The organism is Rhizobium sp. PP-F2F-G48 (assembly GCF_004342335.1).
GTDB lineage: Bacteria > Pseudomonadota > Alphaproteobacteria > Rhizobiales > Rhizobiaceae > Ferranicluibacter.
The window spans coordinates 226,694-238,769 of sequence record NZ_SLVH01000006.1 but is presented as its reverse complement, the minus strand read 5'-3'; the positions used below and the strand labels follow the sequence as shown (position 1 = coordinate 238,769).

Sequence of the window (12,076 nt, the reverse complement as noted above, 5' to 3'; positions counted from 1 at the left end):
TCTGTCGCGTCGCCACCGTCAGGCTCCCTGCTTTTCGACGGTCTGCGGCGCGCCGACCGCAGGCGGAAAGGTGCGCCCGACGATCGAGGGACTGGTCACGGGCACCGCAGAGCCCGCAGACCGGCGTCGGTTCCATGCGCCCATCGCGACCGCCAGCGTCTGGGCGAAGACCTCCCGTTCCTGAAGGCGCAGGAGGACGATCGCGATCACCATGCTGACGCAGGCGGCGAGGAAGAGCGCCGGGGTCGAGCCGGCGAGAACAAACTGGAGCACGCCCGCCGCGACAACCAGAACCGCGGACGGAAAAAGCGCGCGGAAAATGCGCCGGGGCATATGGGAGAAGAGAATGAGCAGGCTGCAATCGGCATAGCCGCGGCAGAGGAAGGCGATGGCGGCGCCGAGAATGCCGAACTGGTGCGTCAGGAGCACCAGCAGCAGGACATAGGGCACCATCTGCGCCACATGGATCTTCGCCGTCATGTCGGGACGACCCTGTCCCTGCAGCAGCGTGAAGGGCGCGAAGGTCAAGGCATTCGGCCAGCTGCCCATCAGGAGGACGACGGCGACGGTTCCGGCAATCGCCGTGAAGGACGGGCCCATCCAGAGGTCGAGAAAGGGCCGCATGAGAAAGATGCCGGCCGCGCAGAGCCCGGCATAGAGGATGCCGCTGACCATCATCGCACGCTCGGAAATGGCGATGGCCTCTGCCCGCGGCAGGCTCGACAGGCGCGGAAACAGCGTGCGTGCAAGCGAGCTGGTAAAGACCTGGCTGCGCATTACGAGGTTCATCGGCACCGAATAATAGGTGACGGCGCTGACGCCGAGCGTCTTGCCGATGATGATCTGGTCGAGCGTATTGAGAACCGGCAGGATGATCGAGGAGAGCGTGATCCAGCCGCCATAATTCATCAGGGACCGGACTTTCGCAAACCGGAACCTATCGAAACGGAAGCCCTGCTCCGTGTAGAGCGCGATCAGCGTCGCCACGACGACGGAGGCCGCGCGGGAGAGGGCGGCGGCAGGAATGATGACCGAGAGATCGGGCGAGATGAGGATGGCACAGAGGACCGGGACGACCTGCCCGACGATCATGCCGCCGATCTGCAGCCCGTTGGCCAAAAGGAAGCGCTCCCGCGATTCGAGGATGCCGATCGAGAAGCCGGAAATCAGAGCGAGCGGCAGGAGACAGGCGATGAACGGCAGCGCCGTGGCGATTTCGGCCTCGAGCTCCGGCGGCACGGTGAAGACGGTGAGCAGCAGGAAATTGCCGGCGAAATAGAGGAGCACGGCCCCGAGGCTTGCCAGCGCCATGTTGAGGATGAAGGAGGTCGCGACGATCTCGGAGCGTTCCTGCGTGGCGGAAAAGGGAAGGCGCGACAAGGCATTCGTCGAGGCGCGCGACAGGCCGAGGTCGAGAAAGCCGAGATAACCGAGCAGAACCCAGACGATCGACATGACGCCGTAACGGGCATCGCCGATATGGCGCACGAGAATGGGCACCGTCACCAGCGCGATCACGATCGGCGCGATCGCGCCTGCGACGTTGATGGCGAAGTTCACCGATAGCTGCTGCTTGGGCTTTTCCGTCGACATTGGGTCTTCCCGGGTCATTGCCATGGTCGAGCCGCATCCCGCCATGTCCACGGCGCGCGGTTCGTCGTTCGTTACGCAGATGTAGAGGTCAAAGACTAATGGATGCTGCAGAGCACACGTCATGTGCGAGAGAGGGTAACCGGCGCGTTAACAAGGAACCTCGGCCGATATGGTGCGCGATTTTCGGCGTGGTCTCGCCTGTTCGACGCCCGGGAGTGACCGGATGGCCGGTTCCTGCTAGCGGATGTCGCGAAGCGGATGGACGGAGGGTTCGCAAGCACGGTAGCTTGCAGCCTGACGGACGAGCGCGTCCGCGGCGATCTGCAAAGGCGAGAGACCCATCCCATGAAGAGCTATGTGCTGACCGTCAGCTGCAAATCCACCCGCGGCATCGTTGCGGCGATCTCCGGGTATCTGTCCACGCAAGGCTGCAATATCGTTGACAGTTCCCAGTTCGACGATCTCCAGACCGGCCTGTTCTTCATGCGGGTCAGCTTCATTTCCGAGGAGGGCGTCAGCGAGGCGGCGATCCAGGAGGGGTTTGGACCGATCGCGGAAACCTTTGCCATGACTTGGCAGATCCACGATAGCGCCAAGCGCATGAAGGTGCTGCTGATGGTGTCGCGTTTCGGACATTGTCTGAACGACCTTCTCTACCGCTGGAAGATCGGCGCGCTGCCGGTCGAGATCGTCGGGGTCGTGTCCAACCATTTCGAATACCAGAAGGTGGTCGTCAATCACGACATTCCCTTCCATCACATCAAGGTGACCAAGGACAACAAGGTCGAGGCCGAGGCGCGGCTGATGGACATCGTCGAGCAATCGAATGCGGAACTGATCGTGCTTGCCCGCTATATGCAGGTTCTGTCCGATGCGGTGTGCAAGAAGATGTCGGGCCGCATCATCAACATCCACCACTCGTTCCTGCCGAGCTTTAAGGGCGCCAATCCCTACAAGCAGGCCTACGAGCGCGGCGTGAAGCTCATCGGCGCCACGGCGCATTATGTCACCGAGGACCTGGACGAAGGTCCGATCATCGAGCAGGACATCGCCCGCATCACGCATGCGCAGTCGCCCGACGACTACGTCTCCATCGGGCGCGACGTGGAAAGCCAGGTTCTCGCCCGCGCGGTGCATGCCCATATCCACCACCGCGTGTTCATGAACGGCAACCGCACCATCGTGTTTCCGGCAAGTCCCGGCTCCTATGCATCCGAGCGGATGGGCTGACGGTCGTTCGCGATGGCGGGTTGACAGCCGTGGCCACCTTGCGCTCCCATGCGGGGGACAAGAGGGCCGTTCCGGTCTTGCTGCCACACCCCGACGGATAATCCATGGTCCAGACATCGCCGCCACGGCCCGTCATCCGGCTCGATCTGCCGGGCCCCTCCGGGCTTGAGCGGCTGGGGCGCGGCAAGATCACGCTTCTCGAACATATCCGCGACACCGGGTCGATCTCGGCCGCCGGGCGCGCCATGGACATGAGCTATCGCCGCGCCTGGCTGCTGGTCAATGCCGTGAATGCGATGTTCGAAGACGACGCCGTGACCTCCCAGCGTGGGGGCAAACAGGGTGGCGGCGCGGCGGTGACGCCGTTCGGCGAGGCGCTGATCGCGCGTTTCCGGGCGATGGAGGACAAGGCGCTCGCGGCCATGGCCGAGGATATCGCCTGGCTCGAGACGCATTGCGCCGGGCTCAAGGATCCAGCGCAACCGTCTTGATCACGGCGTGAACCGTCATCCCCAGGACAAGGCCGAGCATCTCGGCCGAGACGCTGGTGATGCGCGCCGTCAGCCGCGTGCCGGCGCAGTCGAGTGCGACATCGACCTGATCATGGCCGGACAGCTCCAGGCCGGTGATGATGCCCTCGATGATGTTCAGCGCGCTCAGGCCTTCCGGGCGACGGGTGGCCAGCAGAATGTCGCGGGCCGCGATCCGCAGGCGAAGGCGTTGTCCGCTTTTGCGCCCGGTGCCGGCCAGCCAGAGCGTCAGGCCGCCGGCGACCACCTTGACGATCCTCGGATCGGTTTGCTCGGACGCGACGATCGCCTCGATCATGGTTCCGGCCTCGCGGCGGCTGATCGCCTCGCTCGAACCCGGCAGGCTCAGCATGTCCGACGCCGTGCCGCTTGCGGCCAGCCGGCCGTTCTCGATCATCAGCACGCGATCGGCGAGCTGCGTCACTTCCGCGACGGAATGGCTGACATAGAGGATCGGGATGTCCGTCTCGTCGCGCAGGCGTTCTAGATAAGGGAGGATCTCGGCTTTCCGCGCGTCGTCGAGGGCAGCGAGCGGTTCGTCCATCAGCAACAGGCGCGGCCGCGCCAGCAGTGCCCGGCCGATCGCCACCCGCTGCTTCTCGCCACCGGAAAGATTGGCGGTTGGGCGTGCGAGCAGCGGCGCGATGCCGAGAAGGTCCACGATGCGCTCGATGTCGCCTGTGTCCGCCGAGACGTTGGAAAACCACCGCCCGTAGAGCAGGTTCTGCCGCACGCTGAGGTGCGGAAACAGCCGGCCTTCCTGAAACACCGTGCCGAAGCGGCGGCGATGGGGCGGGATCATCGTCCGGCTTTCCGTATCGACGATGGTTTCGCCGTCGAGCCGCACATGCCCTTCGTCGGGACGGATCAGGCCCGCGACAATCCGGATCAGCGAGGTCTTGCCCGAGCCCGAGCGCCCGAAAAGGGCGGTGATGCCGCCTTCGGCGGAGAAGGCGATGTCGAGCGAGAAGGCGTCGAGCCGCTGGCGCACGGAGACATCGAGCGTCATGCACCGGCCACCTTGCGGGCGGCGGCGGTGGCGAGCCATTCCGACAAGAGAAGCGCTGCCATGGAGATGACGACCGAGACGAGCGTCAGGCGAAGCGCGCCGCCATCGCCGCCCGGCACCTGCGTGAACGTATAGATGGCGGCGGACAGCGTCTGCGTCTCCCCGGGAATGTTGGAGACGAAGGTGATGGTGGCGCCGAATTCGCCCATGGCCTTGGCGAAGGAAAGAATCATGCCGGCGATGATGCCCGGCAGGATCAGTGGCAGGGTGATGGTGGCAAAGACCCAGCCGGGCGACGCGCCGAGCGTGGCCGCGGCCTGCTCCAGGCGTCCATCGACCGCCTCGATCGACAGGCGAATGCTGCGCACCATCAACGGAAATCCCATGACCGCGCAGGCAAGCGCCGCCCCGGTCCAGCGGAAGGAGAAGACGAGGCCGGTATAGGTTTCGAGGAAAGCGCCGACCGGCCCCCGCCGTCCGAACAGGATGAGCAGCAGAAAGCCCGTGACGACCGGCGGCAGGATCAAGGGGAGGTGCACCAGACCGTTAAGGAGCGAGCGCCCCCAGAATCGGCCACGTGCGAGCGCCATTGCCGCCACGAGAGCCAAAGGCAGGCTTGAGAGCATGGCGACGGCCGAGACCTTCAGGCTCAGCCGGATCGCCGTCCATTCCGCATCGCTGAGGGCAAGCCAGTCCACGTCGCATTAACCTCCACCCTCTGCGCAATCCGTGACTGTCTGCGCCTGCCTAGCCTTCTCCTATTTGCCGAGAACGGTAAAGCCTTGCGCCTCGAAGAGAGGTTTTGCGGCCGGCGAGCGGACGAAATCGAGATAGGCGGCGGCGTCGGGATGTTTGCTCTCCGCCAGGATCGCGATCGGATAGACGATGGGCGGGTGGGACGTTTCGGGGAAGGTGCCGACGATCTTGACCGAGGGGTCGGCGGCGGCGTCCGTCTCGTAGACGATGCCGAGCGGGGCCTCGCCCTTGGAAACGAGGAGCAGGGCGGCACGAACGTTTTCGGCGCCCGCGACATCCTTTTCGACCGATTTCCAGACGCCGAGCTTTTCGAGCGCCGCCTTGCCGTATTTGCCGGCCGGTACCGAGTCGACGGCACCCATGGCAAGCTTGCCGCCGGCAAGCCGCGCCTTCAGATCAAACCCCTGGCCGATGTCGATCGGCTTGGCGTCTGCTGCCGGCGCCACGAGCACGAGACGGTTGCCGAGAAGCGTCGAGCGGCTGTCCGCGCGGATCAGCGTCTTGTCCGCAACGTAGTCCATCCAGGCGAGATCGGCGGAGATGAAGATGTCGGCCGGCGCGCCCGCTTCGATCTGCTTGGCGAGCGCCGAGCTGGCGGCATAGGACGTGGTAACGGCCTGGCCGCTCTGCTTCTCCCAGGCGGTGTTGACGGCATCGAGCGCATTCTTGAGGCTTGCGGCGGCAAAGACGGTCACTTTCCCCGCGGCTGCCGCCGGCGTTGCAAGCGATGCAACGGCAAGCGCCAGGACCGCCAGCATGGTTCGTCCGTTTCTCTTCAGTGCTTGTAACATTGATGTTCCACCCTCTCCGGAAATCGAAATATCTTGAGGAATATAACGAGCGTCGGCTGGTTGGCTAGCGATATGTTTGCGGAAATACATTGCGACGCCGCTCTTGCGATGGCGGCGCGATGATCTATCGTTTGCCCGACGAGAGATCCTTCAAAAACAGGCATGGGACGGGCAGGATGGACGGGACGGTCAGGCTGGAGGAGAGCTGGAAGCAGGCGCTTTCGAAGGAATTCGACAGCGCCTATATGGGCACGCTCAAAAGCTTCCTTCAGGCGGAGAAACAGGCGGGAAAGCAGATCTTTCCTAGAGGATCGGAGTATTTCCGGGCGCTGGACCTGACGCCGCTCGACAAGGTCAGCGTCGTCATTCTCGGGCAGGATCCCTATCATGGTGAAGGCCAGGCGCATGGGCTGTCCTTCAGCGTGCGGCCCGGCGTGCGCATTCCACCCTCGCTCGTCAATATCTACAAGGAACTGCAGACCGATCTCGGAATCCCGCCGGCCCGGCACGGGTTTCTCGAACATTGGGCGGAGCAGGGCGTGCTGCTGCTCAACAGCGTGCTGACGGTGGAGCGGTCGCTGGCGGCCTCCCACCAGAAGCGGGGATGGGAGACGTTTACCGACGCCATCATCCGCGCCGTCAACGATCAGCCGAGGCCGGTCGTGTTCATCCTGTGGGGTTCCTACGCCCAGAAGAAGGCCGCCTTCGTCGATCAGAGCCGGCATCTCGTGCTGCGCTCGGCGCATCCGTCACCGCTGTCGGCGCATAACGGGTTCTTCGGCACGGGCCCCTTTTCCAAGGCCAACGCCTTTCTGGAAGCGCACGGGCGGCGGCCGATCGATTGGGCGCTGCCGCCGCTCTGATCCCGTCGCTCGCGCCGGCCTCAGGCCGGGGGGCGGCTTTTGAGGGCGCCGGCCCGGCGGGCGACGACGCTTTCGCGCCAGACCGTGAAGATGCCGGCAGCCACGACGATGACGGCACCGACGATCATGTTGACGCTGAGAACTTCGCCGAAGACGGAAACGCCGATGATGCTGGCGAACACCAGTTGCAGATAGGTCAGCGGCTGCACTTCCGAGGCATCGAGATATTCGTAGGCCTTGATCAGGAAGAAGTGACTGGACGTGCCGGTGACGCAGAGGAGCGCCATCCACAGCCAGTCGACCGGGGCAAACCAGGTCCAGTAGAACGGCCCGACCAGCGTGATGGCCACCGCGCCGGCCGCGCCCGTGTAGAAGAAGCTGGTCATCGCCGTATCCTCGCGGCTCACGAGGCGCGTGGTCACCACATAGAACGCGAAGATCAGCGCCGAGGAGACGGGAACGATGAGCAGCGAGGCCTGTTCGCCGCCGTTCGGATCGAGGATCACGATGACGCCGACAAGGCCGACGAAGATCGCCGTCCAGCGGCGCCAGCCGACGCGCTCGCCGAGAACGACGATCGAAAGAAGCGCGACGAAAATCGGCCCGACCGAGAAGATCGCCTGGGAATGCGCCAGCCCGACGCTGGCGAAGGAGGCGATGACGAGGACGATCTGGCTGACCAGAAGCAGGCCGCGCAAAACCTGAAGCACCGGGTGCTTCGTGGTGACGGCGGCTTTCAGGCCGCCGCTGGAGCGTGCCGCCAGGACGACGACGAAGGCGGCGAACGCCCAGTAGCGGATCATCGTGATGAAGACAGGCGGATAGAGGCTGCCCATATGCTTGGAGGTCGCGTCCTGCAGCGTGAAGATCAGGATTGCGGCGAAGACGAAGAGATAGCCCTTGCGCTTGGATGTCATCGGAGTCGTCTTGCCGTGCTCGCCTTGAGACCGTTTGGTCGCGCTCAGGTCTTCGGGATATGGCCCGGGACCGGGCATCCCCGTCTCCTACTGCATATTGTCCCGAGTCGGTATCGATTTCAGGACGAAAACGACGGCAGGCCCATCGAGGCCGCAGATTGTACGGCGTCTGCTCTTGCTGTCCGTGCTCCCGTGCCGTCCGTCCTCCCGGGCCCTCAGTCCTCCCGGAAGGTGCGCTGCATCTGTTCGGTCAGAGGCTTGGCGAGATAGGAGATCACGGTCCGGTCGGCGATCTTGATATAGGTTTCCGCCGGCATGCCCGGATAGAGCGTGAGGCCCTTGAGAGCGACGAGGCTGTCGGCCTTCGGGCGAATGCGCAGCGGATAGTAGCTGGCGCCCGTCCGCTGGTCCGTCACCTGGTCCGGGGCGATATTGGCGACCTCGCCCTGGACGACCGGCGTCGTGCGCTGGTTGAAGGCGCTGAAGCGGATTTCGACCGGCTGACCCAACGTGATCTGGTCGATGTCGGTGGTCGCGATCCGGGCTTCGATCGTCAGCGTGTCGGTCGCGGGAACGACGAGCATCAGCACCTCGCCCGGATTGACCACGCCATCGACCGTGTGGATGGCCAACTGCGAGACCCGGCCGGCGAGCGGCGAGCGGATGTCCAGCCGTTTCAACTGGTCGAGAGCGGCGACGCCCCGATCCTCGTATTCCGCGATGCGCGCCTCGACATCGGTCAGGTCCTTGGCATTCTCGGTCCGGCGGTCTTCGTCGAGCTGGAGGATCTGCAGGTCGATCTCGCTCGATTTTCCGGCGGCTTGCGCCCGGGCGGCGATGCGGGCGCCGCGGTCGCCCTCGAGCTGGGCCTGGTCACGCTTCAGCGCCGTGACGCGTTGCATGGAGACGAGGCCCTGCGCATAGAGCTTGTCGACGCCTTCGAGTTCCTGGCTGATCAGCTTCAGGCTGTCGGCGATGGCGTTCAGCTGCACCGTCTGGCCCTCGCTCTCGTCCTTCAGCTGAGCCTTGCGGGAGGCGAGCTGGTTCTTCATGCCGACCAGCGCGCTGCGGCGGCTGTCGAACAGGCGCCGCTCGCTGTCCTCGAAGCCCTTGGACGCCATGTCCGTCGGCACGACCTGCACGATCTTCGGAACGGTGAAGGTGGTTTCGCCGGCCTGCTCGGCGAGAATCCGGGCGCGACGGGCATAGAGCTGGGCCAGCGTGTTCTGAACGATCGACAGATTGGCGCGCACCGTGGTGCCGTCGAGCCGCACCAGAACCTGCCCGGCCTCGACGGTTTCCCCTTCGCGCACGCGCAGTTCGCCGACGATACCGCCGGTGAGGTGCTGGATCTTCTTGACGTTGTTCTCGACCACGACCGTGCCGGGCGCGACGATGGCGCTGGAAAGCTCCGTCGTGCCGGCCCATCCTCCGATGCCGCCGACGAGCACCAGCGCCATGACGCCGACGGCCACGATGTGCTTGGAAAGGGACCGGCGCGACTGGGCCGTGGGGACTGGGGAGGAGGTCTCGCGCGGGCTCATGATGCGGCTTCCTGTCCGTTGCCGACGGCTTTCAGCGTGGGTGGCTGCGCCTGTAATTGTGCCTGGGCGTGAGACTGGAACGGCTGTGCCGCCGCCGGGCGTGGCGTGTCCCGGCGAAGGATCTGTGCCAGAACCTCGTCCTTCGGGCCGAAGGCCTGCATGCGGCCCTCGCTCATCATCAGCACGAGATCGACGCTCGCGAGCGCACTCGGGCGGTGGGCGACGACGATGACGATGCCGCCGCGGGCCCGAACGCCCAGGATCGCTTCGCTCAATGCCTGTTCGCCTTCGGCATCGAGGTTGGAATTCGGCTCGTCGAGAACGACGAGGAAGGGCTCGCCATAAAGGGCGCGGGCAAGCGCGACGCGCTGGCGCTGACCGGCCGACAGCGACGAGCCGCCATCGCCGATCTCGGTCTCGTAGCCGTTCGGCAGTTTGAGAATGAGGTCGTTGACGCGGGCGGCCTTGGCGGCCTCGACGATGGCGGCCGGTGTGGCATCCTCTTCGAAACGCGCGATGTTCTGCGCCACCGTGCCCGAGAACAGTTCAACGTCCTGCGGCAGATAGCCGATATGCTTGCCCAGGCGGTCGCTGTCCCACTGGTCGAGCGCCGCGCCATCCAGCCGGACGGCGCCGCGCAGGGTCGGCCAGATACCGATGAGCGCGCGGGCGAGCGAGGACTTGCCCGAGGCACTCGGCCCGATGATGCCGAGCGCGCTACCGCTTTTCAGGGTGAAGGTAACGTCGGCAAAGGTCAGGCGCTGGACGCCGGGCGGGCCGCCGGCAATGCCTTCGGCGGTCAGCTTTTCGCGCGGCACCGGCAGTTCCAGCGGCGCATCGCGCTCCGGCAGGGCGGTCAGAAGCTCGCCGAGGCGCTTCCAGCTCTGGCGTGCTGCGACGAAGGAGCGCCAGTTGCCGATCGCCAGTTCCACCGGCGCCAGCGCCCGCGCCGTGAGAATGGAGCCTGCGATGATGATGCCGGGCGAGGCCAGTCCCTCGATGACGAGCACCGCCCCCGTGGCGAGCACCGCCGACTGGAGGATCATGCGCGAGACCTTGGACAGGGCGCCATAGCCGTTCGATACGTCGGAATTGACGAGATTGTGGTGTCGATAGGCGTCGTTGCGCTCGCCCCACAGCGTCGACATCCGGCCGAGCATGCCCATGGACTGCATGACTTCGGCATTGCGCTGCGACGACTGGGCGAAGGCGTTGCGAAGATTTCCGGTTTCCGACGCTTTCTTGGACGGGCCCTGGGTTCCGCGGTTGGTGAGGAAGGTGAGGGCGATGAGGATGAGCGAGCCGACGACGGAGACGATGCCGATCACCGGATGGAACAGAAAGCAGATACCGATGTAGAAGGGTAGCCAGGGCAGGTCGAAAAAGGCCGCAGGTCCCGCACCCGACAGGAAGGCCCGCACCTGGTCGAAATCGCGCAGCGGCTGCAGGCCGTCGCCGGACGTGCGCATCTTCAGCGGCTGGCGGACGACCGTGCGGTAGATCCGCCCCGTCATCGCCTCGTCGAGGGCGCCGGCAATACGCACCAGCATGCGGCCGCGGATCCATTCGAACGCGCCCTGGAAAGCGTAGAGCAGCAGCGCGAGGATGCAGAGCGCGATCAGCGTGGGGATGCTGCGGCTCGGCAGGACGCGGTCGTAGACCTCGAGCATGAAGAACGAGCCCGTGAGGTAGAGCACGTTGACGAGCGCGCTGGCGACGGCGACACCGATGAAGGCGCCTTTGCAATCGCGCAGGGCCTGCGCCGGCTCCGTGCCTGAATGTCTGGTCTGTGTCATCGTCACCCCAAATGCCCGCAAGAGCTGTCGTGTCGCCAGAACGCGGCATTCCCCCAACGCCGTCCTGCCATCCCGCGCGCAGAACCGTCACGACCGGTCGCTGCGCTGCCTGGACGCGGTCACATTAGAGACGATGATGTCAATATTTTATCACCAAACGCAATTTTCGACGAATTTTAGCATTTCACGTTTCCTCGGGCCAGCCGCTATAGGAACGGGCCACGGCCGCGGACCCTCGCGGCTCCCTGAACGTGCTTGGAAGGAGAAGCCATGCGACGGATCCTGGTGATCGGCATCGGAACGGGCAATCCCGACCACCTGACGCTTGAGGCCGTCCGGGCGATCGGCGACGCCCATGTAATTTTCGTGCCGACGAAGGGTGAGGACAAGGCCGAGCTTGCCGACGTTCGCCGCAGCATGATCGCGCAGCATGGCGCGCCCGATGCGCGGCTCGTGGACTTCGCCGTGCCGCGGCGGCAGACGGATGGCGTCGGCTATCGTCAGGGCGTCGATCGCTGGCATGCCGCCATCGCAGACATCCATGAGCAGCTTTTTCTCGATCATCTGGCCGACGGGGAAACGGGCGCTTTCCTCGTCTGGGGCGATCCCATGCTCTACGACAGCACATTGCGCATTCTGGATCGGGTGCGCGATGGCGGGCGCGTGGCATTCGAGGTTTCCGTGCTGCCGGGGATCACCAGCATCCAGCTGCTTGCCGCCCGCCATCGCATCCCGATCAACGATATCGGCCAGCCGGTCACCATCACGCCCGCCCGGCGTCTGTCCGACATCTTCCCTGAGACGGCCCAGGCTGCCGTGGTGATGCTGGATGGCGAAGAGGCTTTCCTGGCGGTGGAAGACGAGGAGACCGAGATCTTCTGGGGCGCCTATCTCGGTCTGCCGCAGGAGATCACGATCGCCGGACGGCTCGGCGCGGTGCGCGCGACGATCGTCGCCGCGCGTGCGGAGGCGCGGGCACGGCACGGCTGGATCATGGATATCTATCTGCTGCGCGCGCCTGCACGGGAATTGACGGCACAGCGTTGA

At 65.0% G+C, this 12,076-nt stretch carries 11 protein-coding genes; 4 read left to right on the top strand and 7 right to left on the bottom strand.

Annotated elements, in window-relative coordinates; genetic code table 11:
- Positions 1–18: 18 nt before the first annotated feature.
- Positions 19–1,593, bottom strand: coding sequence for a flippase (locus C8J36_RS15725; RefSeq protein ID WP_165915070.1), 1,575 nt, complete (start codon positions 1,591–1,593; stop codon positions 19–21).
- A gap of 345 nt (positions 1,594–1,938) precedes the next feature.
- Between C8J36_RS15725 and purU the strand changes: the two genes are divergently transcribed.
- Together purU and C8J36_RS15715 are read left to right on the top strand one after the other, a co-directional pair.
- Entirely contained in the window at positions 1,939–2,823 is an 885-nt protein-coding gene (purU, locus tag C8J36_RS15720; RefSeq protein WP_062595941.1) for a formyltetrahydrofolate deformylase, read from the top strand.
- A 104-nt stretch (positions 2,824–2,927) separates the two neighbouring features.
- Positions 2,928–3,314, top strand: a complete 387-nt coding sequence (locus C8J36_RS15715) for a winged helix-turn-helix domain-containing protein (RefSeq protein WP_132536207.1) — start codon at positions 2,928–2,930, stop codon at positions 3,312–3,314.
- On the opposite strand, the gene modC is transcribed toward C8J36_RS15715, so the two are convergent.
- From modC to modA, 3 genes are read right to left on the bottom strand one after another with little or no spacing between them, the layout of a single operon-like run.
- On the bottom strand, positions 3,289–4,362 hold the full coding sequence (gene modC / locus C8J36_RS15710; protein ID WP_132536205.1) for a molybdenum ABC transporter ATP-binding protein: 1,074 nt from the start codon (positions 4,360–4,362) through the stop codon (positions 3,289–3,291). The two genes, C8J36_RS15715 and modC, sit on opposite strands and share 26 nt — an antisense overlap.
- On the bottom strand, positions 4,359–5,060 hold the full coding sequence (modB, locus tag C8J36_RS15705) for a molybdate ABC transporter permease subunit (protein ID WP_132536203.1): 702 nt from the start codon (positions 5,058–5,060) through the stop codon (positions 4,359–4,361). The genes modC and modB overlap by 4 nt, the downstream gene beginning before the upstream one ends.
- A 60-nt stretch (positions 5,061–5,120) precedes the next feature.
- On the bottom strand, positions 5,121–5,876 hold the full coding sequence (modA, locus tag C8J36_RS15700) for a molybdate ABC transporter substrate-binding protein (RefSeq protein WP_245506581.1): 756 nt from the start codon (positions 5,874–5,876) through the stop codon (positions 5,121–5,123).
- Between the two features lie 209 nt (positions 5,877–6,085).
- Between modA and ung the strand changes: the two genes are divergently transcribed.
- Positions 6,086–6,772 (top strand): uracil-DNA glycosylase, encoded by a 687-nt coding sequence (gene ung, locus C8J36_RS15695; RefSeq protein ID WP_132536199.1) that lies wholly within the window; start codon positions 6,086–6,088, stop codon positions 6,770–6,772.
- Between the two features lie 20 nt (positions 6,773–6,792).
- Here ung and C8J36_RS15690 read toward each other — a convergent pair whose 3' ends face one another.
- From C8J36_RS15690 to C8J36_RS15680, 3 genes are all read right to left on the bottom strand, one after another.
- A complete protein-coding gene (locus C8J36_RS15690) occupies positions 6,793–7,689 on the bottom strand; it encodes a DMT family transporter (RefSeq protein ID WP_132536197.1) in 897 nt (298 codons plus the stop codon).
- 215 nt (positions 7,690–7,904) lie between these two features.
- The gene (locus C8J36_RS15685) at positions 7,905–9,233 is read right to left on the bottom strand and encodes an HlyD family type I secretion periplasmic adaptor subunit (RefSeq protein WP_062595935.1); all 1,329 of its coding nucleotides are present in this window, start codon (positions 9,231–9,233) and stop codon (positions 7,905–7,907) included.
- On the bottom strand, positions 9,230–11,029 hold the full coding sequence (locus tag C8J36_RS15680) for a type I secretion system permease/ATPase (RefSeq protein WP_132536195.1): 1,800 nt from the start codon (positions 11,027–11,029) through the stop codon (positions 9,230–9,232). The genes C8J36_RS15685 and C8J36_RS15680 overlap by 4 nt, the downstream gene beginning before the upstream one ends.
- A 270-nt stretch (positions 11,030–11,299) precedes the next feature.
- Here C8J36_RS15680 and cobF point away from each other — a divergent pair, with 270 nt between their 5' ends.
- The gene (cobF, locus tag C8J36_RS15675) at positions 11,300–12,076 is read left to right on the top strand and encodes a precorrin-6A synthase (deacetylating) (RefSeq protein ID WP_132536193.1); all 777 of its coding nucleotides are present in this window, start codon (positions 11,300–11,302) and stop codon (positions 12,074–12,076) included.